This is a genomic window from Mycobacterium shunyiense (genome assembly GCF_058270035.1).
In genome coordinates this window covers 40755-66461 of record NZ_JBZDPT010000020.1, presented here as the reverse complement: position 1 = coordinate 66461, position 25707 = coordinate 40755, and the positions used below count along the sequence as shown (strand labels likewise).

The window sequence follows — 25707 nt, the reverse complement described above, 5'->3', positions numbered from 1 at the left end:
CACAGAGGTGGCAGTGCGTGTCTGAGCCAAACACCAGGTGAAAAGAACCCAACCACCGCAACAGCGGCATCACCACATTCACACTGAGTGCGTGTCTGCTGCCCAACGCGCCGGATAACACCAGCAATCTGTGCACGCTCGTGCGCGATGAGTTTCGACGCCGGCGCCGGTCTCACTCCTATAGGACCGATACGAGGAGTGATTCGATGCCGCTGACACTGAATGCCTATCCAGATGTCGTCACTCGCGACGAGTGGCTCGAGGCGCGGAAGAAACTGCTGGCCCGCGAACGCGAGTCGACCCACCTGCGCGACGCCGTCAACGCCGAACGGCGCCGGCTGCCGATGGTCAAGGTGGAGAAGGACTACACGTTCGAGGGGCCCGACGGTGAAGTGACGCTCCTCGACATGTTCGAGGGGCGCAGCCAGCTCTACATCCACCACTTCATGTGGATCGACGCGATCGACGCCGGTTGCCCCAGTTGCACGGCCGCAGCCGATCTGACCTTCACCGAAGAAGATCGAGAGCTGTTGCACGGCAAGGACGTCACCTTCGCCTGTGTGTCCCGCGCGCCGTACGCCAGCATCGCGGCCTACCGCGACAGCCACGGCTGGACGTTCCCGTGGTACTCGTCGCGGGACGGCGACTTCACCTACGACTACCACGTGACGCTCGACCCGGCCCGTGCTCCAATCGAATACAACTACAAGTCCGCCGACGAGTTGCACGCCGACGGTTTCAGTGACGACGACCTGCGCGGTGACTGGCCGGGGGCCAGCGTCTTCCTACGCCGCGGCGACGAGATGTTCCACACCTACTCGGCCTTCGCCCGAGGCCTCGACCACAGCGCGGTCGGATACCCGTTCCTCGACCTCACCCCGTACGGACGACAGGAAGCGTGGGAGGACTCGCCGGCCGGGTGGCCGCAAGGCGGACCAGCGGTCGGCAGGCCGGTGGGGGACTCCGGCTAGTTAGTGATCATTGCGATTGATGTGTGACTGAGTGGCTGAAGCGTGTCCCACAGATGTGTTGAGTTGGGACACCGCCCTTCTCGGGCGTCGTCGGTGCTCGCCGCGGGTTGCGGTTCATACGCCGGTTCCCGCCGCATCCGGGTTGGTTCCACCAGGACACGAGGGGTTCTGGTCAGCGCCATCCCGTTGGCGGGCATTGTTGGCCCGGCCTCCTGCTTGGGGGTCCGGGGGTCGGTGAAGGCCGTAATGGGTCAAACCCCAGCGGGCCAGGTTTGTAGCCGCATTGGTGTCGCGGTCGACGGCATGTCCACAACCACATGTGAACATCCGATCGGCCAGCGTCAGCGTGTGGTGGACCTCCCCGCATTGCGAACATTGCCGCGTCGACGGGTACCAACGGCTGGCTTCGACGACGTGGCCGCCTCGCCAGCCTGTTTGTACTTGAGGAGGCGGGCGAACTCGGCCCATCCAGCGTCGGATATGGCTCGGGCCAGCCGACGATTGCGCAACATCCCTGCCACGTTCAGGTCCTCGATGACGAGCTGGTCGTGGGTCTTGACCATCTCATTGGCAACTTGATGCAGAAAATGGCGCCTGGTGTTAGCCACATGTCGATGATGCTGTGCCAATCGGGCTGCAGCATCCTTCCGGTTGCGTGATCCTTTCTTCTTGCGTGACAACGATTTCGCGAGCCGTCGTTGCCGTTTCATTTCCGCAGCTAGGACTTTGGGTGCAACGATGCGCGCCACCTCAGTCCCGTCACCGGTGGCTGCGACTAGAAACGTCGACAACCCGCGATCTACGCCGACCCAGCCAGCTGCGTCAGAATCGTTGCGTGTGGAATGTTGGCGTTCGGGATGCAGTTCTGCGGCCTGTACATTCAGTGCTATCCACCAACGTCCACCGTGGTGGCTGACTGTAGCGAAGCAGACCTTGGCTCGGCCGTTGGCTAACATGCGCCGAAGCCGCCGGGTGTCATCGTGCACACGGACTTGCCCGAGACCGGGCAGCGTGACCGAACGAGGACGGCCGTTGTCGCCCACCCGGATTCCTGGCGGATGACCTTTGCCGTGTTTGTTGCGCAATCGAAACGACGGGCTGTTGGCGGTTTTCTTCTTGAACTGGGGAAACCCGACCCGCTTGCCCCTACGCTTACCTGACCGCGAATCCGACCAGGCCGCCAGACCCCCGGCCAGATCGACCGCGGCCTCCTCGAATACTTGCTGATACACACGGTCCCGCCACGCCAACCCCGTAACCGCGATCTTTGTGACGCCCTCGGCATCGACGGTGAACACCCGGCCGGCATCCTCGGATTTCTTCCACGCATTGAACCGGTTGATCAGGTCAAACCCACTCCATGGCACTTTGACAGCGGGATCGGTTTTGCGTTGCCTGAGGTTGGTTTTCACCATCCGCAAGCACTGGTTGAACGCGAACCGGGAGGCTCCGCAATGTCGGGCCATGGCCTCCTGCTGCTCGGTAGTGGGATCCAAGCAGTATCGGAACGTAGTGTGCCGAGACATTGGAGGAGAGTTTTCCACGGAGCACCGACAACCTGGACTGCAAAGAGGTGCCAGACCCGTGAGGCAGTGACATGTCGCGTGAAATCGCGGTGAGGGCACGGGATGTAATCACCTGGATCCAAACACTGGGTCCGCACTGACAGCAGTGGCACTGTATGTCCTGACGCGGGTGTGGCTGAGTGGTCAGGCACCGGCCTGCAAAGCCGTTTACACGGGTTCGAATCCCGTCACTCGCTCGATGGAAGGCGCAGTTCAACTGACGCATGCAGGGTTGCTGGGGCAGGTGCTGGGAGCGGTTGCTCCCGCACTGCTCCCGCGATTCGGGGCGGCAGCATGACCGGGGCACTGACGCCGGTGCTGGATCACGTTGCCCACGAAGTGCTGACACAGGAGAGACGCGAGAGCTGGGCGCGCAGAGCGGGTCAGGGCATGACGTCTGATCGTTGAGCCCGTGTGAGAGGCAGCGGTCCCGAGTTCGGTACGCGCATTTGCGTTCTCGACGTAGCGACTCAGGAGCGACAGAAGGGCGTAGGGGATCGCATCCGGTCAGTACGGGGCGGTCGGCGGGTACTGCGCCGGGTAGGCGGTGGGCATCAGCTTTTTGTTGTGCTGGTCTGCGGCCATGTAGGCCCACACCATCCCCCCGATCCAGGTGAACAGCCAGAGGAACCAGGCGATGCCGAGGGTGAAGAATCCGATGATCAGCAGCAGTGCGTTGATGCCGAACATGATGAAGGCGCCGGGAACGGTTGCGTAGAGCATGCCCAGGCAGCCGAACAGCCCGGCCAGCACGGCGGCCAGCCCGGGGCTCTTCGTCGGAAGGGCCGGCGCGTACAGGTTGACCTGGACCGGAGGCTGGGCCGGGTACGGGTAAAGGCTTGGGCCGGTGGCGCCGATGTAACTGGGCGGCGGGCTCAGCTGGGGCTGCAGCATCGGTGGTGGCTGCAGCGGCGCGGGCGCTGGCACAGCGGGCGGATAGTTGTCGTCAGCCTGACTCATGGTTGCCCCCGTGGTTCGTGCGGTGAGGCGAGGCTACTCCTGGCGATCCGGTTGGGTGTTGCTGGGCTGTTCCGCGTCGAGCAGGTCCTAAGCCATGCGGCGCACCTTGTCCGTGGCCGTCAACAGGCATCCCGTAGGGGATTTTCGGTGAAGGTGTCGAATACCAGGGGACAGGACCCCGTCGCAAACGGCGGCGCACCGCATCGAATAATGCTGCCGTGCCCATGTTGCCTCTCGCCGACATCCTGTCCACCCTCGAGCTGGTCGAGTCAGAGGACGGCACGTTCGTCGCCGAACAGCGGGACAACCCCACCCATCACATCGTGGGCGGTCACCTCACTGCCCAGGCGCTGATCGCGGCCGGTCGCACCGTGCCTGGCCGACTGCCGCACAGCCTGCACGTGTACCTGCTGCGGGCCGGTGACGCCCGGTACCCGGTGTACATGGAGGTGAGCAACCTGCGCGACGGAGGCTCGCTGTCCACGCGTCAGGTCACCGCCCGCCAGGGTGGAGAGATATTGCTGGAGGCGATGATCTCGTTCAGCGTCCCGATGGACGCGGCGGACTACCATCGTCGCGCGCCCGAGGTGCCCGGTCCCGAGACTCTTCCCCGGGTCGAGGAGCAGTTGCAGGCGTTCGCCGATGAGGCCGACGGGTTCTGGGTGCGCCCGCAGTGGATCGAGCGACGCTACATCGACCCGCCGCCACGGCTGGCGATCGAGATGGCGGAGCCGCCGGAGCGCACCCGGATGTGGTGGCGTCCCGCCGAACCCGTGACCGGCGATCCGATCATCAACAGTGCGCTGCTGACCTACTTCGCGGGTACCGCACTGCTCGACACCACGGTGACCATGCGGCGTGCCACCCATGTGACCACGTTCTCGGCGTTGATCGACATGGCGATCTGGTTTCACCGTCCTGCTGATCTGACGGATTGGGTGTTGTCCGACCAGCTTTCACCGAGCGGCATCAACGGGCGGGGTCTGGCCAGCGCGACCCTGTACAACCACGCGGGGCAACTCGTGTGCACGACGACGCAGGAGATGTACTTCGGCCGCCGTCGCGACTGACTCAGCGGGTGGACTTGACCACTTGGGCGAAGTTGAACTGCCAGCGTTCGACGATGTGGAAACCCATGCTTTCCGGCACTTGATAGGCCGGGGCACGGTCGAGTCGGGGTCCGGGCTTGAGCCCTGTTCCACTCTGTCGGCTCGGTACCGACGGGTCGCGTTCGGACACCGTCCACAAGACGGTGCAGTTGCGCACCTCGTCAGCCACCCCCCAGATCCCGAGATGCGCATCCCACAGCCGATTTCGTTTCCAGGCCGGGGTACCGCGACCGGGATCGACAAGGTCGGCGTACGCGGCCGGCCGGGCGGCGGTGAGCGGGCGGATCGGGCCCGGCTTCCATGAGGTGGTGTTGTCGAAGATGATGCAGTCGCCGGGGGAGGAGTGCGCCGAGATGACGTCGGCGACCTGGCTGAAGTCCATGCCCTCCTTGGCGTACGGGCCGCGCTGCACCATCAGGTAGTTGGGTGTTGCCGCGACGGCGAACACCGCCAGTACGGCAGTGATCCACTCCCTGCTGCGAGCCACCGCCACCACGCACACGGCGAGCAGCAGTGCCATCGCCGGCGTGGTGAAACTGAGATAGCGAGGGTAGTAAAGCGGTTGGGCAACAGCCGAATACACCAGCAAAACCACGGTCGGGGCGACAACCCATACCGCGGCCACGAGCACCAGCCGCCGGGTGCCGTCATCGGTGGGCCGCAGCCTTCTGACCACCAGCGGTGCGCCCAACACAGCGGCTGCAAGTACCGCGAAGGCCACACTGTGATCGAAATATTGTCTGACCAGGACTTCGGTAACTGAATGCAGACCCAAATGTGAGATCCACCCGACCTGGAAGCTCTGCGAGCGACACCACAGGACGAAGGGGACCAGGACGAGAATCGCACCCGCTGTCACCGAGGCCCACCTGATGCGGGTACCGCGACGGCTACAGAGGACTGCGATGGCCGCCGCGTGCGGGATCACCATCAGCACCACGAAGATGTTCAGTACGGCCGAAACCGCCAGCAGTGCACCGTATGACAGCCACAGTGCACTGCGGTCGCGCCGGATGGCGCAGACGAGTAGAACGGTCAGCCACACCGCGGCCAGCGTCGACCACGAGTAGGAGCGGGCTTCGATACCTGCCCACGTGATCCTGGGCAGCATCGCGAAAAGAATTCCCGCACAGACCGATAGCGTGCGAGTGCCGAACTGCCGCCCGAGAACCACGACCCCGCCCGCGGCGCCGCCGATGGCCAGGCAGCTGGAGAACCTGGACCAGAACTCCGTCGCGGGGAAGATGCTGAACCAGCCGTGCATGCCGAGGTAATACAGCCCGTGCACCGCGTCGATATGGCCGAGCAGATCCCACAGCTGCGGCACCGATCGGGTAGCAGCCGAGATGGTGGCCGCCTCGTCGAACCACAGCGACGGACGTGCGGCTCCCGCCGCGCACAGCACGATGGCAAATGCCGCCACCGCCAGGGCGTCGAATCGGGCTTCTCGGCCGATGCGGCGGTCCGCGCCGTCGGCGCGCTCGTTCAGCGATAGATCCACGTCAGCGACGGTGTCACCCCCTCAAGTGATGGCAAACAATAACCTGAGGGGAGCCGACTCGCTTTATCCGACAGGGCTATTGCCGGGCGGTCCCGACAGATGAGCTGGATCACTCCCGCGGTGAATCGTCCTGGCGACAACCCGGATTCGGCCGACGTCGACTACGTCACGGTCGGCACCGAATTTGCGCCTCTGCGAGTTAATATCAGGGCCGGTTCGCCGGACCGGGATGCCAATAGTGGGTCCAGTTGTCGGCTGTCCGTGCGGGTGTCGTGATTTGCGCCCCTGGTCAGCGGTGACGGGTTACTGTCTCGGGTGGCGTTGCAACTGACAGTGGGAGGGTATTGATGAGCGCGTATCGAACCGTGGTGGTCGGCACGGACGGATCTGATTCGTCGTTGCGTGCAGTCGACCGCGCCGGTCAGATTGCCGCAGGCTCGAATGCCAAACTGATCGTGGCAACCGCGTACTTCCCCCAGAGCGAAGACCAGCGTGCCGCCGATGTGCTCAAGGAAGAGGGCTACAAGATGGCCGGCAACGCGCCCATCTACGCCATCCTCCGCGAGGCGACGGACCGCGCGAAGGCTGCCGGCGCCACCGAAATCGAGGAGCGGCCGGTTGTCGGCGCTCCGGTCGATGCGCTCGTCGAGCTGGCCGAGGACGTTCAGGCGGATCTGCTGGTGGTCGGCAACGTCGGCCTGAGCACGATTGCCGGCCGTCTGCTGGGCTCGGTGCCCGCGAACGTGGCACGCCGGTCCAAGACCGACGTGCTCATCGTCCACACCAGCTGAGCCGCTGCCCGACTCACCAACCGCGCTCGCGCCACTCCCCGAGATGGGGACGTTCGGCGCCGAGCGTGGTGTCGTCTCCGTGCCCGGGGTACACCACTGTGCGGTCGTCGTAGACGTCGAACACCTTGGTGCTCACATCGCCCAGTAACCGCTCGAAGTCACCGGGCTGCCAGGTCTTGCCGACTCCGCCGGGGAACAGGCAGTCGCCGGTGAACAGGTGGGTCACGCCGTCCGGTGACTTCAATGCCAGGGCAACCGACCCCTCGGTGTGGCCCTGGAGATGGATCACGTCGAACGTCAGGTCGCCGATCGTGATCGTGTCGCCGTCGGCCAGGATCCGGTCGGGCGTCACCGGCAGTGGTTCGGCGTCCAGGGAGTGTGCGGCCGTCGGCGCCCCGGTGACCTCTGCCACAGCCTCCAGCGCCTGCCAGTGGTCGAAGTGCTGGTGGCTGGTGACGATCAGCGACAGCTTCGGCGTCTGCTGCTTGATCACGTCCAGCAGCACCTCGGCGTCGTTGGCGGCGTCGATGAGCAGCGTTTCTCCGGTGGAATTGCAGGTCACCAGGTAGGCGTTGTTATCCATTGGGCCCACCGACACCTTGATGATCGAGGCGTTCGGCAGGGTGCGCCTGGCCGCGGTCTGCGGCTCCTGGTGGCCGGTATAGGTGTCATCAACCGCGATGTGGGGGCAGGTCATAGCGCCACCGTATCCGGCTTGTCGGTGGGCGCACATAGCATGGGCGTGAAGTCTGTCGTGGGAAAGGAAACGCGTGGCTGACCGCCTGATCGTGAAGGGTGCGCGCGAGCACAATCTGCGAGGTGTCGACCTCGATCTACCCCGTGATGCGCTGATCGTGTTCACCGGCCTGTCCGGGTCGGGCAAGTCCTCGCTGGCCTTCGACACCATCTTCGCCGAGGGGCAGCGGCGCTATGTCGAGTCGCTGTCGGCCTACGCCCGGCAGTTCCTCGGTCAGATGGACAAGCCCGATGTCGATTTCATCGAGGGCCTCTCGCCTGCGGTGTCCATCGATCAGAAATCGACCAACCGCAACCCCCGGTCGACGGTGGGCACCATCACCGAGGTCTACGACTACCTGCGTCTGTTGTACGCCCGCGCGGGCACCCCGCACTGCCCGGTGTGTGGTGAGCGCATCGCCCGGCAGACCCCGCAGCAGATCGTGGACCAGGTCCTGGCCATGGATGAAGGCCTGCGTTTCCAGGTGCTGGCCCCGGTGGTCCGCACCCGTAAGGGCGAGTTCGTCGACCTGTTCGAGAAGCTCAACACCCAGGGCCACAGCCGCGTGCGGGTGGACGGCGTGGTGCATCCGCTGACCGATCCGCCCAAGCTGAAGAAGCAGGAAAAGCACGACATCGAGGTGGTCGTCGACCGGCTCACGGTGAAGGCCAGCTCCAAGCAGCGCCTCACCGATTCGGTGGAGACGGCGCTGAATCTGGCCGACGGCATCGTGGTGCTGGAGTTCGTGGACCGCGAGGACGACCATCCGCACCGGGAGCAGCGTTTCTCCGAGAAGTTGGCCTGCCCCAACGGCCACCCGCTGGCCGTCGATGATCTCGAACCCCGGTCGTTCTCGTTCAACTCGCCGTACGGCGCCTGCCCGGAGTGCACAGGCCTGGGTATCCGCAAGGAGGTCGACCCCGAGCTGGTCGTGCCCGACCCGGAGCTGACCCTGGCCGGCGGTGCGATCGCGCCGTGGGCAGTGGGGCAGAGCGCCGAGTACTTCACCCGCATGTTGTCCGGTCTGGGGGATCAGCTCGGGTTCGACATCGACACCCCGTGGAAGAAGCTTCCGGCCAAGGCGCGCAAGGCGATTCTGGAGGGGTCGGATCACCAGGTCCACGTTCGGTACAAGAACCGCTATGGCCGCACCCGGTCGTACTACGCCGATTTCGAAGGCGTGATGGCGTTCCTGCAACGCCGCATGGAGCAGACCGACTCGGAGCAGATGAAGGAACGCTACGAGGGCTTCATGCGCGACATCCCGTGCCCGGAGTGCAACGGCACGCGGCTCAAGCCCGAGATCCTCGCGGTGACCATGACCGCCGGGGACCATGGCGCGAAATCCATCGCCGAAGTGGCCGAGCTGTCCATCGCAGACTGTGCTGATTTCCTGAACGATCTGACGCTGGGCACCCGCGAGCAGGCCATCGCCGGGCAGGTGCTCAAGGAGATCCAGTCGCGGCTCGGGTTCCTGCTCGACGTCGGGCTGGACTACTTGTCGCTGTCGCGGGCCGCCGCGACGCTGTCCGGCGGTGAGGCACAACGTATCCGGTTGGCCACCCAGATCGGCTCCGGTCTGGTCGGCGTGCTGTACGTCCTCGACGAGCCCTCCATCGGCCTGCACCAGCGCGACAACCGCAGGCTGATCGACACCCTGGTCCGATTGCGGGACCTGGGTAACACGCTGATCGTCGTCGAACACGACCTGGACACCATCGCGCATGCCGACTGGGTGGTCGACATCGGCCCGGCAGCCGGCGAGCACGGTGGCCGGATCGTGCACAGCGGCACCTACCAGGATCTGCTGACCAATCCCGAATCCATCACGGGCGCTTACCTTTCCGGTAAGGAGAGCATCGAGCTTCCGGCCATCCGGCGGCCCACCGACAAGCGTCGTCAGGTCACGGTCGTCGGGGCGCGGGAGAACAACCTCAAAGAGATCGACGTCGCGTTCCCGCTCGGCGTGCTCACCTCGGTCACCGGGGTGTCGGGTTCTGGCAAGTCGACGCTGGTCAACGACATCCTGGCCTCGGTGATGGCCAACAAGCTCAACGGTGCGCGGCAGGTGCCCGGCCGGCATACCCGCGTCAACGGACTCGACCAGCTCGACAAGCTGGTGCGCGTCGACCAGTCGCCGATCGGCCGCACGCCGCGGTCCAACCCGGCCACCTACACCGGGGTGTTCGACAAGATCCGGTCCCTGTTCGCCGCCACCACCGAGGCCAAGGTCCGCGGCTATCAGCCGGGCCGGTTCTCGTTCAACGTCAAGGGCGGCCGGTGTGAGGCCTGCTCGGGTGACGGCACCATCAAGATCGAGATGAACTTCCTGCCCGACGTCTATGTGCCGTGCGAGGTGTGCCAGGGCGCCCGCTACAACCGGGAAACCCTTGAGGTGCACTACAAGGGCAAGACCATCGCCGAGGTGCTGGACATGTCGATCGAGGAGGCGGCCGAGTTCTTCGAGCCGATCAGCTCGATCCACCGTTACCTCAAGACGCTCGTCGACGTGGGTCTGGGTTACGTGCGGTTGGGGCAGCCCGCGCCGACGTTGTCCGGCGGCGAGGCGCAACGCGTCAAGCTCGCGGCCGAATTGCAGAAGCGGTCCACCGGGCGCACCGTCTACATCCTCGACGAGCCCACCACCGGCCTGCACTTCGAGGACATTCGCAAGCTGCTCAAGGTGATCAACGGCCTTGTCGACAAAGGCAACACGGTGATCGTCATCGAGCACAACCTCGACGTGATCAAGACTTCGGACTGGATCGTCGACATGGGGCCCGAGGGCGGGGCCGGGGGCGGCACCGTCGTCGCGCAGGGCACGCCCGAGGACGTGGCGGCCAACCCCGACAGCTACACCGGTCAGTTCCTCGCCGAGCTGGTCGACGCGCCCGCACCGAAACCCAAGCGCCGCAAGGTCAGCGCCTGACCGACCTGGGTGCGGCCGATAATTCGGTTGCCCCGGGGCTCTGCGGTTTTGGAGACTGGCACTCATGGGCCACGTCGAGGTCGCACACATCAGCCATACGCTGCCGGATGGACGGCAGCTGCTCGATGATGTCTCGTTCCGGATCGCCGACGGCACGGCGGCGGCACTTGTCGGTCCCAACGGCGCAGGCAAAACCACACTGCTGCGGCTGATCTCCAACGATCTGGTACCCCAGCAGGGCACGGTCGCCCACAGCGGTGGCCTGGGGGTGATGCGCCAATTCATCGGGGGTATCCGGGACTCCACGTCGGTCCACGAACTGCTGTTGTCGGTGGCGCCGCCTCGCCTGCGTGCCGCCGCGGTCGACGTGGATGCGGCCGAGCTCGTCCTGATGGAGCGTGACGACGAATCCAGCCAGATGCGCTACGCCAACGCGCTCGCCGGCTGGGGCGACGCCGGCGGATACGACGCCGAAATCCTTTGGGACGCCTGCTGCATCGCCGCGTTGGGAATGCCCTACGACTCCTGTCGCTGGCGTCTGGTGAACACGCTGTCGGGTGGCGAACAGAAACGACTGGTGCTCGAGGCGCTGCTCCGTGGACCCGACGAGGTATTACTGCTGGACGAGCCGGACAACTATCTCGACGTGCCGGGCAAGCAGTGGCTGGAGCAGCGACTGGGGGAGACCACCAAGACGATCCTCATGGTCACCCACGACCGGGAGCTGCTCAGCCGCACCGCGGAACGGATCGTCACGGTCGAATCGCGGCATGTCTGGATCCACGGCGGCGGGTTCGCCAGTTATGCGCAGGCCCGCCGGGACCGTAACGAACGTCTCGAAGAACTCCGACGACGATGGGATGAGGAGCACGCCAAGCTGAAGACGCTCGTCGTCGAGCTGCGTCAGAAGGCCGCGTACAACGACGGTATGGCGTCGCGGTATCAGGCCGCGTTGACCAGGCTGCACAAGTTCGAAGAGGCCGGTCCTCCCGAGGTGCCGCCGCGTGACCAGGACATCAAGATGCGATTGCGAGGCGGCCGCACCGGCAGACGCACGGTGATCTGCAATGACCTCGAACTCGCTGGTCTGATGCAGCCGTTTGACCTGGAGATTTTCTACGGTGAGCGCGTTGCGGTGCTGGGTTCCAACGGTTCTGGCAAGTCGCACTTCCTGCGACTGTTGACCGCGGTGGCCGACGAGTTGCCTTGTGGGGCAGTCGCCGCCGAGCCTGTGGCACACAGTGGTCTTGCGCGACTTGGTGCCAGGGTATCGCCGGGACTGTTCGCTCAAACCCATGCACGCCCGGATCTCGCCGGCCGAACACCATGCGAGATCGTGATGGTCGAGCACGCCAGGCTGCGCACCGAAGCGATGAGCGCGTTGGCTCGCTATGAGCTGCAAGTCTGCGCGGAACAGCCTTTCGAAACACTTTCAGGAGGCCAGCAGGCCCGGTTGCAGATTCTGCTACTCGAACTGGGCGGCGCGACACTACTGCTGCTCGACGAACCCACAGACAACCTCGATCTTGCCAGCGCTGAAGCGCTACAGGACGGACTTGCCGCCTATGCGGGTACGGTGGTCGCGGTCACCCATGACCGTTGGTTCGCGCGGTCGTTCGACCGCTTCCTGGTGTTCGGGTCCGATGGCTCCGTCTATGAATCGACCGACCCGGTGTGGGACGAGTCGCGGGTCGTGCGAACGCGGCGTTAGCTTTTCGTGAGCGGCGACTGAATCGGTCAGTGCATCGTGTGATAGCTCTGGAACGCGAACCAGTGCGGGCCGAGCCGTTTCGCCCACCCGATGACGTAGTCGCCCGATGACTTGTGTTCGGTCTGAGGCGGGTTGCCGTCGGCGCTGTAGGCGAAGCCATTCCACCCGTTCTGGTCGTCACGGTAGGTGAAGTCGACGAAGTTGTCGGCCCGGCCCGAGATGTACTCGATGGGGTAGCCGGCGATATGTCCGGGGTGTTCACCGAAGGTGGCATTTTCGTTGAACGCCTGCAGCGCCCGCTCGAACGCCGGTTGTGCTGTATACCAACGAATCTGAATCGGCACGCCGGCGTGGATCAGTAGAAAGGCCACCAGAGTCAGGATGGGCGGCGCCACCACGGCAATCCACTGCCGCGGTCGTCTGCCGGAGCCGCTCAGTAGACGGACCACGGCCACCAGCCAGGCGAACGCCAGCGCGAAAAGCAGCAGTGCCGAGATGTAGAAGAGAATGCCCGGGTCTCCCGGGGCGGAGGCCCCGACCATCACGCCGATCAACACGAAGCCGACGACGATCGGCAGCACCCAACCGGCGAACCGCGTCATGAGCGCTTGGACAACGGGGAGGGGAACCGGGGATTGGCACGTGCCCCGGCCAGCCAGTCCGTGAGCGCATCGGCGCGTTGTTGCAGCGCGCGGGTGCCGTCGCGGCCGATCGTCTCCAGCAGGTGCAGTTGGACGCGGCCGTCGGAGTCCTGGCCCCAGCCGCCCACGATCCGGCCGTTCCACCAGGCCGTGGGCCCGCCGTTGCCGTTGGTGTCGAACACCTCTGGACGATGATCGCCGAGGTACCAGTCGCGGTCGAACCACCCCATCGTGGTGACGTCCAGGCCCGGGAGCAGAGCGGCCCAGGGCTCAGCCTCGGGTTCGACATCGAGGTCGTCGGGCAGCACGTAGCCCGCGGTGCCCTCCAGATCGACCTCGACCGCGCCGATATCGCGCAGGGCGTGGCGGGCCCAGGTCAGGGTGTTGCCGAACCACCACTTGATGTCGGTGACCGTGGCGGGGCCGAACGTGCGCAACCAGGTGCGCACCAGCTCGGCGCGGGCATGGTCGGGGTCGGCTGTCGGCACCGTTGTCCCGAGCCAGTCGGAGGTGACCGCCCACCGCGGCCGCGAGTTGGTCCAGCCGCTGTCGTTGGGGCCGCGGACGATCTCGCCGCGCACCCCGAGCACCGTCAGAACCCTTGGGGACAGCGGAGTCTCACCGCCCCAGCGCTTGCCCGGTGCCGGGTCGAAACTGCCGGCGAGTTCGGGTAGTGCGATGCGAAGTTGGGATGCGGGGGTCGGCCCGTGCTCACCCAGATGGGCCAGGACTGCCTGGCACGCGGTGTGCAGCCACCGGGTGCCGTCGGCGGCCACCCCGGCTTTCTCCACGTCGCCGACGAGCTTGCGCTGTTCATTGCCCGCGACTCGGTCACTGGCTCCGGCCTGCACCAGCGGCAGGTCCTCGGTGCGCACGATCCACAGCGTGCGGCGCATCGCGAGGTGTTTGAGCAGCGTGCGCTGCCGGTACAGCTCGCTGTCGAGGTCGTCGACGGTGAAGCCGGGCAGCCGTGCAAACAGGGACAGGTAAGGGGTCGAGGGATCAGTCGCGTGGAGGCCGACGAAAGCGCGTGCGGCGTCGTCGACGGAGGACGCCGGTTGGCTCAGGAAATGGCGCCGGGCCAGCCGCGCCCGCCGCTCGGCAATAGTGAACGTGCGCACGGATCAGGTGTCGTCCTTGTGCATGGACTCACGGATCTGCTGCAAGCGCTCGGCCGCCGCCTGCTGGCGCTTCTCGTACTGCTCCTCGATGGAGCGGCCCTCCGGAGTCTCGGCCGCCAGCTCCGCCGACCCGATCGCGGTGCCGTACCGGGTCTCGATCTTCTCCCGGACCGCGTCGAACGTCGGCACCCCGGCGGCGGTGTAGCCGGTGTCGGGCACCTCGACGGGTGCAGCCGGACCCGTGGCCGTAGCAGCAGGAACGATCTCACCCTCCACCGCAGCGGCCTCCTCGGTTTCTTCGGGCTGATCCCGGTGCTCTGGGTCCTTCGTCACGAAATCCACGTTACCTGCGGCAACCGACATTTCTTGGGATCGGTAGCACTTGGGCCCGCCTTCACTTGAGCGCAGGACGGAGCCATCGGGGCAACGTGAGACGAAGGGGAAGACGGAATGAGCATGAATCGAGTTATCGCAGGCGCCATGGGACTGCTCGCGACCGGTGCGGTGCTGGTGGGCTGCTCGGACGACAAGCCCGCCGACAAGCCCGCCGCATCGGCGGATCAGCCGGCCGGTGAGGCCAAGGTCAGCACCGGGGGCAACACCCAGGTCAAGGTCGACGGGTCGGACCTGGCGGGCCTCGACCTGAACTCTGTCAGCTGTGTGAAGCAGGGCGGCAAGATCAACGTGGCCAGCGCCGCGATCGGCGGCCAGCAGGGCCTGGGTGTGGTGATGACCGACGAGGCCACCCCGAAGGTCGAGTCGCTCGGCCTGGTCTTCGACGGAAGCGCACTGGCGGTCAGTGAGGCGATGGGCGTGAAGGTGGGGTCGGCGGATGTGAAGGTCGACGGGGACACCTACACCATCACCGGTGAGGCGTCGGGCGCCGACATGAAGAACCCGATGGCCGGGATGATCAGCAAGCCGTTCACCATCACGGTGTCCTGCAGCTGATCTCCCGACATGGCGGGCGTGCCCGGCGGACCACCTGCCGGGCACGCCCGCACCTTTTATATGGTGCAGAGGTGACCATCGTCGGCGATCTAGACCGCGCACGTCACCTGGCGCTGGCCGCCGACGAGGGTGCTGCCCACGACCTCCTGCTGTCGTTGCTACCTCGGATCGAGCAGGCCGACCGCGACGACTATGCCTTCGAGGTGTTCGCCCAGCTCGGCGAGATCTTCCTGGTACGAACCGCGTATGACGGTGTGGTGGAGAGCATTTCCCGGATCCGCGACACCCTGGCGATCTACGCCTCGGTCCGCTCGGGGCAGCGGCCCGATCTTGCCGCACAGACCACCATGTCCGATGCCGAGATCGATCACATGACCTGCCGCTACGCCCGCCGGCTGGAGTTCCTCGAGGCCGGGCTGGCTGCGGCCCGCGGCGATCATGACGGTGCCGCCGCGCATCTGGAGACCCTGATCGAAACCGCCGGAGACTTCGAGGATTTACGGCGCGAACATCGTAACCTGATCTGCCACACCAGAATTCTGATCGCGAGCAGCCTGTGCGACGACGATCTGTATGCCGCATCGGTCCCGGTGTGGGCCGAGGTGCTCGAGGTCCTGGAGGACGGCGAAGCGCCTCGAGGTGAGGATGCCGAGGCTGATCATCTGTTCGTCACCGGAGCGCTCGGCTACGGTCGGTTCTGCATCGAGTCCGGTCGTCTGGACGAGGCCGAGCCATGGTTGCGCCGGGCCGGAGCCCGTGCGCAGGCCCGGGGCTGGAGACTCGCCACCGCCCGCGCCCAGCTCGAGCGGGGGGCTGCCGCCTGGACAGCCGGTCGGTACGCCGAGACCCAAGACCTGGTGACTGAGGCCTACCCGGTGATCGCCGAGCATGCCCGCGCCCATGATGTGTCCCGGAGCTGGTTGTACTTCGGTCTGATCCGGGTGGGCCTGGGCAGGTTGCGGGAGGCCGACGAATGTTGGGACCATGCCGAGCGGCATTGGCGCGAGATCGAGCGGCCCTTACATATTCACCGAATTCTGCTGCAGCGCAGTTGGATCGCCTTGTTCCGCGGCGCCTTCGACGAGGCGATCGCGATGGTGGAGGAGGCCAGGGCGCTGCTCGACGCATCGCCGCGGCGCAGCTGGTTGCAGTACGCGCGGCTGGATGCGCACCTGGGCAACATCTGGCGGGCCGACGCGCTGGCGGAGATGGGCTTCGACGGTTTGGGTAAACCGGGGCAGAGCTGGGAACAGGTGGAGACTCGGCACGCCGCGGGGACCGGCACGTTCAACTGCCGCCCGGGCAGCCGCAAGTACCGCCGGGGGATGGTCAAGCTGGGCCGGGCCGCCGACCTGAAGGTGCCTGCCGCCCTCGCGGTTGATTCGGTGCGTTACACGATCACCGACGCCGGGGCCAGGGCCCGGTGGGCCGGCAGTGTCTCGGCGCCCTTGCTGGCGGGGGCATTCGCGGTGGCCTGGGAATCGGACAATACCGAGCTCACTTGTGAGCTGATCGAATACCACAGTGCACGAGGAACTTTCACCGCCGACAAAGCGGTCGATGCAGAGCAGTCCGCCGAATGGGCGGAGACGGCCACGGCCGTCGTTCCGGTCGAGGCCGAACTCGCCCCGCAACTCGCCGTCGCGGCCGCGGCTGCACCGGTCGACGCCGAAGGCTCGTTGACGCGGCTCGGACCGTTGCCGCCATTGCGGATCGACCCGAGTTCTGGCCCGATCCTGAGCCACTACCGGGAGCTGGCGCTGCAGCGGTATGGGCGGGACGTCACCGCACCTGGCGCGGATTGGACGACCTGGCCATGACCGACACACTGGTGATGCGTTTCGCCGACGTCGGCATCGCGACCTATGTCAGCCTGCGCGTGGTGGGAGAGCCGCAACGTTCGGTGACCTGGGTGATCGAGGAACCGCACATGGAGGCGGTGGAGGCGTTGTTCAACCCGGCGCTGCCGGATCCGATCGGTACCGAAACGCCCACCGAGGCAGTGGAACGGGCCGTGGTCACCGGCGCGTTCGCGACCCCGGAGTCCGAATTCGAACTGGCTCGCGTGCTCGGCTCGAATCTGATCGGCATCGACGCCTGGCAGCTGCTGGCCGACCGCGTCGCCGACGTCCGTCCGGTGCTGTTCGTGACGCCGAGTCCGCGGTTGGGTCGGGTGCCCTGGGGCCAGCTGGCGATGCCGGGCCCCCACGGCTTCCGGCTGATGGAGTTGGTGGACGTGCTGATGGCGGTACCGCCCAACATCGTTCATGCGCCGCGTAGCCCCGCCGGCTGGCCCGAACGCCAGGACCACCCGCCGGTGCTGGTACTGGATCCCCGGATTCCCGGGCAGCGACCGGATTCGGCGCTGGGCTCGGTGCTGGGCCGTCCATCGCCGCAGACGCCACTGTCGCAGCATTTCGATGAACTGGTGCGCGACACGGTCCTGCCGAAGGTCGACGCGGCCGTCGAGCTGTTCCGGCGCACGGACACCGACCGGGGCTGGTTGGCCGACGCCTGTGCGCAGGACCCGAGCCGGCTGCTCTACGTCGGGCATGCCAGTGCTGCAGACGGTGCCGCCGGGCACGCCGATCGTGCAGCCCTGCACCTGGCCGAGGCCCGGCCGCTGACCGCGGGGGAGATGATTGCGACACAACTGCCGATTCCACCCCGAGTGGCGTTGCTGGCGTGCGCATCCGGCGGTGACTACCGGTTCGACGAGGCCGCCGGATTGGTGGCCGCGATGATCCTGGGTGGTGCGCAACTGGTGACGGCGACCTTGTGGTCGCTGCCGACCACGGCCGGGTTCCGTCAGTTCGGTTCGGCCGGCGCCGAGGCCGATCCGATGACCGACACCATCGTCGGCGTGGATCTGGCTCATCGCGAGAACGACGCGGGTCTGGCGGTGAACCGCTGGCAGCGGGCGATGATGCGCCGGTGGCGTGACGGTGACCGGACCGCCAGCCCCTTGCACTGGGCCGCACTGGCCACCTTCACCGTCGACGGCGCCCGCTGAGTCAGGACGGGGTGACGCAGACGGCCACCGTGTTCTCATCGCCCGGCCGGTAGTACGCATCGATCACGTTGCCCGGTGACACCTTCGCCAGCGCCGACGCGGGGATCAGCGCGCGTTGATGCACCGGGAACTGGCCGCCGTCGCGCCGGCTGACCATCAGGTCGAGTTCGACCTCGCGGTAGTCCTCGCGGATGGTCCCGGTGGCCCGCATTCCGGTGATGATCCCGCGTGACCGGGTGCCGGTACGGATCAACTCGAGCTGCACCCGGGTGATGAGTCCCTTGCGGATCAGCATGTGGTCGAACTCGGCCACCAGCTCGCCGAGGGTGACCAGACGCTCGTCGGCCTCGTCGTTGCGGCGGACACCCCGCACCCGGCGGGTGGCGCTCAGCGCGGCGCCGGCGCAGAACAGGCACAGGACGGCGAGCAGCACGGTGTCGGTCATGTCCCCAAGGGTCCGGCCGAGCGGGCGCTACCGAACCCAACTTCGGCCTCTATCCTGGTGCCGGTGAGCATCGGGTCCGAAACGTCTGGGGCGCAGACCGGCCCCGTTTCGGGTGTGGATGCTGCCCAACCACGCCGTGCGGTGATCGATCGCGCCTGGCGCGCTCTGGGCCCCGGGGTCGAGGTGTTCAGCGGCGACGACGGCGGGCCGCTACGCCGCACGGTCAAACGGATCATCGACCCGCTGGTGCTCAGGCTGCGCAGCAACACCCACTACTCGGCGCCGGTGCTGGCTCCCGAGGTGGCGGCCGAACTGCACGCGCAGATGATCCGCAACGGCCCGCAGCTGCGGGCCGCCGCAGCCTGGTTCACCGAGCTCAAACAGCAGCGCCGACGCCTGCGCATCACCACCGGCAACGCCCAGGAGCTCTATTTCCCGGTGTGTTTCGAACTTGCGGTGACCCGAGGTGTCCCGTCCTCGGATCGCGCGGTCGTGGCCGCAGAGGTGCTGGCCGATCTCCACCAGGGCCGTGACCGCACCGCCACCGAGGCCCTCAATCAGCACGTGGCCGATCCGCACGTCATCGACCGGTTGCGTCGCCAACTCGACCGCAGCTGGCAAGACGTCGTGGCATCCGACGCGATCACCGGTCCGTTCTTCGCCGGTCTGGTGACCGTGCTCGGCCCGGCCGACAGCCACCGTGCCGAGGCGGCCCGCCGGCGGGTGTGGTCGGCGCTGGTGGCCGACGCCACGCCGTACAACCTTGGTGCCGGGACTCGCCACGCGGACGCCGGGCTGCCGTGGTCGATCGTTGATATCGGGCTGAGTTCAACGCTGCCGCAACAGCACCCGACGATCGATGGTCCTGCCGAGGGGGACCGTCCACTGGACCGCACGGTGGTGGACCGGGTGCGCGCGACATTGCGCCGGGCACTCGACCGCGACGAACTACCCGACATCCCGTTGCTGTGCGCCGAGGAGGTGGACCGGGCCTGCGCCCCGTGGGGGCTGCTGGCCGAGGACAAACAGGCCGGGTTGCTCGCGGGCATCGAGGTGGCTACCGACCTACATCCGCTCGACGCGTCGGCCGCGGGCCGCTACCAGCTGTCGGCACGCATCCAGGCCCGGCTGGCCAAGGAGGCCTACGTGCTGCACGCCCGCCGCTATCTGGCGGACGGTGCCGCGGTGCACCCGCGTCAGCGGCAGGTCATCGATGATCTTGCCGCCTTCTGCCGTCCCTATCTGAGCCGGCTGTGGGCGCGGTTGCACGGCCGAGATGTCTGGCAGGAGTCCTGCGCGGATGTCGACGACCTGCGGTCCCTGCTGGAAGGTGTGGCCAGATCGGTCAGCCTCGACCACCGCCAGCGAATCAAGGCGATGCTGGAAGTGCAGGTGGCAGAGTGAGATTGGCTGCTGTCGGCGGGCTGTGGAGTACCGGTCGGCGCACCGGCGCCGTGCCTGTGGTCGCGGTTCTCGAGGTCAGCGGCGCCGTTCTGTCCTGGGTTGTGGATGAGGGTGTCGGCGAACCGCCTTCCATCACCTTCACCGACCCCGAGCGCGCGGACTGGCTGTGGCGGGTGGTCGGGGAGTCAGGCCACGTCGCGCTCCTGGACGCACTGCGCCACCGGGAGACCGGAGAGCCGGTCGACCTGGCCGGGGTCGAGATGCTGCCCGGTACGACGGACCCCTTGCGGCGCTTGGCAATCGGACACTGGTTGCGGCGGTGGTGGCCGGCGAGTGACCGGGACGGCATCGCGGCACTGGAACGACCGGTGCTCGACGCGGAACTGGCACTGCTGACGGTGCGTGCCGAGGATTTCTTCACCGACGACACCCTCGACTCCGACGTTGCCGGCCTGCTGGCGCCACATCTCGGCGTGTTGAGTTCCTTTGCCGGCCAGGGTGATCCGAGGATTGCGGCGCTGGTCGAGGAATGCCGGGAGCTGGCCGGTGAGATCGGGCTCGACTGGCCGGACCCCGTCGGTGCCGCACCCCGGCGCGACGACTACGCCCTGGCGGCGGGCGCCGGCGAGGGTGCGATTGCGGCAGGACTGATCGCCCGCGGCACCGGCACCGTCGCGTGGTCGGCGGTGCCGCCCGGTGTGTTCGACGCCGCCGAGGGCACCGTCGAATGGTCGGTGACGGCGGCCGGCGCGGGCGTTGCCGCAGAGGTGCAGGTGGCTCTTTCGGGGCTGGATTCGCCGCTGGGTATCGAGGTGGAGATACGCGGTAACGGTTGCGCCGCTTCCGGTTTCCTCGATGCCACGGGTCGTGCGGTACTGGAGTTGCACGATCCGGAGGGACAGCCGCTCAGCGAAACCCAGGCCTGGAACCTGGACTGGCCCCACACCTCGGTGCGGGTCGGGGCCGCCGGCGCCGGCGAGTCGGTCTTCGACCGCGACCGGGTGCGGGCAGTCGCGCGGGCCCGGCTGGCCGTTCCCGGTACAGATGCCTTCCTCGCCGAGCTCCGCGCGGCCGAATCCGACTACTGACCGCTATTTGGCGGCCGTCTGGATGAACGCCGCCGAGGGTGACGACTGCGGCAGTCCGACTGCGGGCGCCTGCGGGGTGCCGATCGCGCCGGCCAGCCAGGGGAGGGCAGCGGTGAACGCGTGGCTGGCGAACGGCCAGTCATGGGTGCCTTGATGCGTCACCACCGCGCACTCGATGCCGTGTTTCGACCCGAGCGCACACAGGGCGTTGGCGGCCTTGGCCTGGTCGTTGGCGCGGGCTGCGGGCTTGCCCGGCGTGGACGTGTCGTTGACGTCGAACCAGCCGGCCATCTGGTCGTACGGCCCGTGCCGGTTGATCACGGTGCTCGGGTCGAATGCGTCCCATGCGGCGGTGCTGCCGCCGAACAACCGGTCGATGGTCTGCGCCTTGGTTCCCGAGTTCGGGCCCAGGTCACCGGCGATGTCGACGAACGCGCTGAACAGCTCGGGGTGCATGACCGCCAGGTCCACGGCGCAGGTGCCGCCCATCGACCAACCGACGATGCCCCATCCGGCGGCCGCCGGATTGACGCCGTAATGGCTGTTCATATATGGGACAACGTCTTTGGTGAGATGGTCGGCGGAGTTTCCGCGCTTGCCGTTGACGCATTCGGTGTCGTTGTTGAAGGTGCCGCCCGGGTCGACGAACGCGAGCACGGGCGCGTAACCGTGGTGGGCGGCGGCGAAATCGTCCATCGACTTGATCACATTGCCCGCCCGCATCCAGTCGGCCGGGGTGTTGAACTCACCGCCGATCATCATCACGGTAGGCAACTTCGGCGCGGGATTGGCGGCGAACCACGCCGGCGGCAGGTACACGTACTCGCCGCGATGCCGGAAACCCGAGGCCGTGTTGGGGATTTCGACGGGGACCACGCTGCCCTTGGCGGGGATGGTGCCCTGGCGTTGCATGGCGGTCACCGTGACCTGATCGGTCTGGTCGGGTAGTGGGCCGGCGGTCAGCTGGTTCCACGCGGTCTGCACCCACGGGAAGTAGCCGACCCACAGGTTCAGCGCCAGCGCGGTGCACAGCAGCGTCAGCGGGATTGCCATGACGGCGGAACCGCGCCGCCACCACTGGCTGCCGCGCCAGCCGGCAGCCAGAACCACGACCGCCACGCCGGTCAGCGCGATCCACACCCACAGCGACCGCGGCGCCGGATTCCCCGCCAACCCCTCGGACTCGATGTACCAGTTGGTGCCCGCGACCAGGACGCCGCCGACCGCGGCGGCGAACGGCAGCCAGATGAGTGCCCAGCGACGGGTACGCCAGCCGATTGCGGCGATCAACACCACGGCGGTGATGACTTGGATGCTGGTCGGAACCCAGCCGTGCATCAAGGACAGGTGGTGAGTGAAGGTCACAGCAATATCGTCGCCGCCCAATCTTGGGATCGGCTGTGAGGAGCCTGCTAACGAGGTTTGGCCAGGGGAAACGGCAGCGTTTCGCGGATGCTACGTCCAGTTATCAACATGACCACGCGGTCCACGCCCATACCGAGACCACCGGTCGGCGGCATCGCGTACTCCATGGCCTGCAGGAAGTCCTCGTCGAGCTCCATCGCCTCGGGGTCACCGCCCGCGGCCAGCAACGATTGCTCCTGCAGTCGGCGGCGCTGTTCGACGGGGTCGGTGAGCTCACTGTAGGCGGTACCCAGTTCGACGCCCCAGGCCACCAGATCCCAGCGTTCGGCAACCCCGGGGATGCTGCGGTGCGGCCGGGTCAACGGCGACACCGAGGTGGGGAAGTCCTTGTAGAACGTCGGCTCTTCCGTGCGGTCCTCGACGAGGTGCTCGTACATCTCCAACACCACCGCGCCGGCGTCCCAGTGGGTCAGATAGGGGATGTGCGCCGCATCGCAGAGCCTGCGCAGGGTGGCCAGGTCGGTCTCGACGGTGACGTGCTCGCCGAGGGCTTCCGACACCGCGTCGTGCACGGTCTTTACCGCCCACCGACCCGAGATGTCGACCGGCTCGAGGACTCCGTCGGCGCGCGGCCGCTGGAAGACCTGGGCCCCGTTGGCGGCCTGAGCGGCATTTTGGATCAGCTCACGGCAGCCGTCGATCCACACGTTGTAGTCGGCATGCGCCTGGTAGGCCTCCAGCAGGGTGAACTCCGGGTTGTGGCTGAAATCCACGCCTTCGTTGCGGAATGCGCGGCCCAGTTCGAAGACCCGCTCGACGCCGCCGACGCACAGCCGCTTGAGGTAGAGCTCGGGTGCGATCCGCAGATACAGGTCCAGGTCGTAGGCGTTGATGTGGGTCAGGAACGGCCGGGCGTTCGCTCCGCCGTGGATCTGTTGCAGGATCGGGGTTTCGACTTCGAGGAAACCCTTGGCGTACAACGTTTCCCGGATGGCATGCAGAGCGCCGCTGCGGGCACGGATCAAGTCCCGCGCCTCGGTGTTGACGGCCAGATCCACGTAGCGCGCCCGTACGCGAGCCTCTTGGTCGGTCAGGCCCTTCCACTTGTCCGGCAGCGGGCGGAGACATTTGCCGGTCAAACGCCAGCTATCGACGAGCAGTGAGGGGGTGCCGTTGCGGCTGTGGCCCATCGAACCGCTCACCTCGATCAGATCGCCGAGATCGATGGTTGCGGTGAAGTCTGCGGTCGTGGCCTCGGTCAGGCGGGCGTTGTCGAGCAGCAACTGGACTTCGCCGGACCAGTCGCGCAACTGGGCGAACAGCACACCGCCGTAATCCCGGATCCGCAGGATCCGGCCGGCGACGGTGAGCGTGTTCCCGTCGACCGATTCCAGTGCGGCGGCAATGGTGTGGCTGGGGGCCTGGCCCACCGGATAGGCGTCCACGCCGGCGGCCTGCAACTGCCGCAACTTCGCCATCCTGACCCGCACCTGCTCGGGAAGCCGCTGCTGCTCGTCGCCGTCGGCCGGGTCGATCGGCAGCCCGGACATGTCAGGTGCGCTGCCGTCGTGATGCAACCGGCCCGAACCCACCAGATCCGCCGGGGCCGCGACGTGCTCGCCGGTGTGCTGCTTGTTGCGTCGGGAGAACGGCAACACCAGGAATCCCTCGGCGATCACCGAGGCCACCCCGACCCGGGGGATCAGCCGTGCGTCCTCGTAGCAGGCGTACCGGGGCACCCACTCGGGCTGGTACTTCATGTTGGAGCGGTACAGCGTCTCCAGTTGCCACCACCGGGAGAAGAACACCAGCAGGGCCCGCCACAGCCGGGCCACCGGACCGGCGCCCAGCTGTGCGCCCTGCTGGAACGCCGACCGGAACATTGCGAAGTTCAGTGAGATCCGGCTGACCCCAATGCTTTCGGACTGCATGCACAGTTCGCTGACCATCAGCTCGATGGTGCCGTTGGGGGATTGCGGGGAGCGGCGCATCACGTCGAGCGAGACGCCGTTGGTGCCCCACGGCACCAATGACAGCAGCGCGACCACCTCCGGCTCGGGGTTGCCGTCGCGCTGCTGGACCGCCTCGACGAGCAGGCAGTCACCGTCGGCCGGGTCGCCGAGCCGGCCCAGCGCCATCGAGAAGCCGCGTTCGGTCTCGGTGTCTCGCCACGCGTCGGCGCGGCGGATCACCTCGTCCATCTCGGCCCGGTCCAGCTCACGGTGGCGCCGCATGCGCACCGTGGTGCCGGCGCGCCGGGCCCGGGTGACGGCCTGGCGCACCGCACGCATGTCGGGCCCGGACAGCCGGAAGTTGTCCGGATGCAGAATGGCTTCATCGCCGAGCTGCAGCGCGTTCAGGCCGGCTGCCCGAAACGCCTCGGCCGCCGCCGAACTGGCGCCCATCACGCCCGGGGCCCAGCCGTAGGTCTGGCACAACTGCAGCCAGGCCGCGATCGCCTGTGGCCACGATTTGGGATCACCGACCGGATCGCCGCCGGCCAGGCACACGCCCACCTCGACGCGGTAGGCGATGGCGGCCCGGCCGTTGGGCGCGAACACCACCGACTTGTCGCGGCGAGTGGCGAAGTATCCCAGCGAATCGTTCTTGCCGTAGACCTCCAACAGGCCGCGGATCGCCGATTCGTCCTCACCCGTCAACGCATTGGAGGCGCGTTGTGACTGGAACAGCACGATCGCGGCGGCCATCAACGCCATCGCGCCGAACAACCCGAAGATCGCGTTGAGGAACGTGTGCGAATAGCCCTCGAAAACCTCGGTCGGGACGGTCGCGAAACCGCTCACCCGGTTGACCGCGTACAGCAATCGCCATTCCGGGGGCAGGGTGCCGGGGAACAGCTCCAGTAGTGCCCAGGCGGCCAAGATGCCGATCGCCATGCCCGCGACCAGGACCACGGCGGATTTGAGCAGGGCGCCGCGGCGCACCTTGGCCCAGAACTGATTACGCGCCAACACCAGCGCGACGATGGCCACCACGTGGAACACCACGCCGATGACCTCGCCCACGTCGTCGGCGACGGGGTCGCCGCCGGTGGCGAGATCGCCGAGGTTCCAGCCGATCGCGCCCACCATGTAGAGAACGAGAATCCACCAGGCGATCCGCTTGCGGGCGGCCAGCGCGGCCGCCAGCAGCGCCAGTACGAACGCCCACGCGAAGCTGGTGTCGGGGAAGTTGAAGATGTAGTCGTTGACGAACTCTCGGGGCACCTGGATCAACCAACGCACCGCAGGAGACACACTGGCGATCAGCGAGAGAGTGGCGATCACCCCGACGATCCAGCCGGCTGCTGCGGGAACCCAGGAGAACCTCGACGCGGGCTGGACCCCGGTGCGGCTGCCGCGGCTGATAACGGTCATACGCCCGGAGAATAGGCGGTCAAACCGTC

Annotated in this window: 20 protein-coding genes, 1 tRNA gene and 1 pseudogene; 11 read left to right on the top strand and 11 right to left on the bottom strand. The window is 66.8% G+C overall.

The window, feature by feature from the left end:
* Positions 1-206 precede the first annotated feature (206 nt).
* Positions 207-971, top strand: a complete 765-nt coding sequence (locus tag AC4ELS_RS14620) for a DUF899 domain-containing protein (RefSeq protein WP_448448906.1) — start codon at positions 207-209, stop codon at positions 969-971.
* A gap of 114 nt (positions 972-1085) precedes the next feature.
* Here AC4ELS_RS14620 and AC4ELS_RS14615 read toward each other — a convergent pair whose 3' ends face one another.
* A complete protein-coding gene (locus tag AC4ELS_RS14615) occupies positions 1086-1439 on the bottom strand; it encodes a zinc ribbon domain-containing protein (RefSeq protein WP_499047883.1) in 354 nt (117 codons plus the stop codon).
* A pseudogene (locus AC4ELS_RS14610) lies at positions 1418-2497 on the bottom strand (RNA-guided endonuclease TnpB family protein); the annotation flags it as partial. The gene AC4ELS_RS14615 and the pseudogene AC4ELS_RS14610, both read right to left, overlap by 22 nt.
* A gap of 165 nt (positions 2498-2662) precedes the next feature.
* Between AC4ELS_RS14610 and AC4ELS_RS14605 the strand changes: the two are divergent.
* A tRNA-Cys gene (locus AC4ELS_RS14605) sits at positions 2663-2733 on the top strand.
* Positions 2734-3043: 310 nt separating this feature from the next.
* Here the strand turns inward: AC4ELS_RS14605 and AC4ELS_RS14600 are convergent.
* Positions 3044-3496 (bottom strand): hypothetical protein, encoded by a 453-nt coding sequence (locus AC4ELS_RS14600; RefSeq protein ID WP_207549052.1) that lies wholly within the window; start codon positions 3494-3496, stop codon positions 3044-3046.
* 224 nt (positions 3497-3720) lie between these two features.
* On the opposite strand from AC4ELS_RS14600, the gene AC4ELS_RS14595 reads away from it, so the two are divergent.
* Positions 3721-4566, top strand: a complete 846-nt coding sequence (locus tag AC4ELS_RS14595) for an acyl-CoA thioesterase (RefSeq protein WP_064880999.1) — start codon at positions 3721-3723, stop codon at positions 4564-4566.
* 1 nt (position 4567) lies between these two features.
* On the opposite strand, the gene AC4ELS_RS14590 is transcribed toward AC4ELS_RS14595, so the two are convergent.
* The gene (locus tag AC4ELS_RS14590) at positions 4568-6094 is read right to left on the bottom strand and encodes a glycosyltransferase family 39 protein (protein WP_499047889.1); all 1527 of its coding nucleotides are present in this window, start codon (positions 6092-6094) and stop codon (positions 4568-4570) included.
* A 359-nt stretch (positions 6095-6453) separates the two neighbouring features.
* Between AC4ELS_RS14590 and AC4ELS_RS14585 the strand changes: the two genes are divergently transcribed.
* Positions 6454-6897 (top strand): universal stress protein, encoded by a 444-nt coding sequence (locus tag AC4ELS_RS14585; RefSeq protein WP_055114775.1) that lies wholly within the window; start codon positions 6454-6456, stop codon positions 6895-6897.
* A gap of 13 nt (positions 6898-6910) precedes the next feature.
* Here AC4ELS_RS14585 and AC4ELS_RS14580 read toward each other — a convergent pair whose 3' ends face one another.
* On the bottom strand, positions 6911-7594 hold the full coding sequence (locus tag AC4ELS_RS14580) for an MBL fold metallo-hydrolase (RefSeq protein WP_498887330.1): 684 nt from the start codon (positions 7592-7594) through the stop codon (positions 6911-6913).
* A gap of 73 nt (positions 7595-7667) precedes the next feature.
* On the opposite strand from AC4ELS_RS14580, the gene uvrA reads away from it, so the two are divergent.
* Together uvrA and AC4ELS_RS14570 are read left to right on the top strand one after the other, a co-directional pair.
* On the top strand, positions 7668-10562 hold the full coding sequence (uvrA, locus tag AC4ELS_RS14575) for an excinuclease ABC subunit UvrA (RefSeq protein WP_499047881.1): 2895 nt from the start codon (positions 7668-7670) through the stop codon (positions 10560-10562).
* Positions 10563-10626: 64 nt separating this feature from the next.
* A complete protein-coding gene (locus AC4ELS_RS14570; RefSeq protein WP_499047879.1) occupies positions 10627-12273 on the top strand; it encodes an ATP-binding cassette domain-containing protein in 1647 nt (548 codons plus the stop codon).
* 26 nt (positions 12274-12299) lie between these two features.
* Here the strand turns inward: AC4ELS_RS14570 and AC4ELS_RS14565 are convergent, their stop codons facing one another.
* From AC4ELS_RS14565 to AC4ELS_RS14555, 3 genes are read right to left on the bottom strand one after another with little or no spacing between them, the layout of a single operon-like run.
* Entirely contained in the window at positions 12300-12875 is a 576-nt protein-coding gene (locus tag AC4ELS_RS14565) for a hypothetical protein (protein WP_448448916.1), read from the bottom strand.
* Positions 12872-14035 carry a winged helix DNA-binding domain-containing protein gene (locus AC4ELS_RS14560; protein WP_448448918.1) on the bottom strand — a complete coding sequence of 388 codons (1164 nt, stop codon included), beginning with the start codon at positions 14033-14035 and terminating at the stop codon, positions 12872-12874. The genes AC4ELS_RS14565 and AC4ELS_RS14560 overlap by 4 nt, the downstream gene beginning before the upstream one ends.
* A gap of 3 nt (positions 14036-14038) precedes the next feature.
* Positions 14039-14398 (bottom strand): hypothetical protein, encoded by a 360-nt coding sequence (locus AC4ELS_RS14555; protein WP_367301460.1) that lies wholly within the window; start codon positions 14396-14398, stop codon positions 14039-14041.
* A 93-nt stretch (positions 14399-14491) separates the two neighbouring features.
* On the opposite strand from AC4ELS_RS14555, the gene AC4ELS_RS14550 reads away from it, so the two are divergent.
* The 3 genes from AC4ELS_RS14550 to AC4ELS_RS14540 all read left to right on the top strand — a co-directional run bounded on the left by AC4ELS_RS14550 (position 14492) and on the right by AC4ELS_RS14540 (position 17999).
* On the top strand, positions 14492-14986 hold the full coding sequence (locus tag AC4ELS_RS14550; RefSeq protein WP_499047887.1) for a lipoprotein LpqH: 495 nt from the start codon (positions 14492-14494) through the stop codon (positions 14984-14986).
* 71 nt (positions 14987-15057) lie between these two features.
* Positions 15058-16806, top strand: a complete 1749-nt coding sequence (locus AC4ELS_RS14545; protein WP_499047876.1) for a hypothetical protein — start codon at positions 15058-15060, stop codon at positions 16804-16806.
* Positions 16803-17999: a CHAT domain-containing protein gene (locus AC4ELS_RS14540; protein ID WP_463805015.1), complete on the top strand. Its 1197-nt coding sequence runs from the start codon at positions 16803-16805 to the stop codon at positions 17997-17999. Before AC4ELS_RS14545 ends, AC4ELS_RS14540 begins: the two co-directional genes overlap by 4 nt.
* Before the next feature lies 1 nt (position 18000).
* Here AC4ELS_RS14540 and AC4ELS_RS14535 read toward each other — a convergent pair whose 3' ends face one another.
* Positions 18001-18444 carry a hypothetical protein gene (locus tag AC4ELS_RS14535; RefSeq protein WP_064957938.1) on the bottom strand — a complete coding sequence of 148 codons (444 nt, stop codon included), beginning with the start codon at positions 18442-18444 and terminating at the stop codon, positions 18001-18003.
* 63 nt (positions 18445-18507) lie between these two features.
* Here AC4ELS_RS14535 and AC4ELS_RS14530 point away from each other — a divergent pair, with 63 nt between their 5' ends.
* The gene (locus tag AC4ELS_RS14530) at positions 18508-19848 is read left to right on the top strand and encodes a hypothetical protein (protein WP_498887318.1); all 1341 of its coding nucleotides are present in this window, start codon (positions 18508-18510) and stop codon (positions 19846-19848) included.
* Positions 19845-20936 (top strand): hypothetical protein, encoded by a 1092-nt coding sequence (locus AC4ELS_RS14525; RefSeq protein ID WP_448448926.1) that lies wholly within the window; start codon positions 19845-19847, stop codon positions 20934-20936. The genes AC4ELS_RS14530 and AC4ELS_RS14525 overlap by 4 nt, the downstream gene beginning before the upstream one ends.
* Before the next feature lie 3 nt (positions 20937-20939).
* On the opposite strand, the gene AC4ELS_RS14520 is transcribed toward AC4ELS_RS14525, so the two are convergent.
* Positions 20940-22301: an alpha/beta hydrolase gene (locus AC4ELS_RS14520; RefSeq protein ID WP_082941610.1), complete on the bottom strand. Its 1362-nt coding sequence runs from the start codon at positions 22299-22301 to the stop codon at positions 20940-20942.
* 47 nt (positions 22302-22348) lie between these two features.
* Entirely contained in the window at positions 22349-25678 is a 3330-nt protein-coding gene (gene lysX / locus AC4ELS_RS14515) for a bifunctional lysylphosphatidylglycerol synthetase/lysine--tRNA ligase LysX (protein ID WP_064881020.1), read from the bottom strand.
* Positions 25679-25707: the final 29 nt, after the last annotated feature.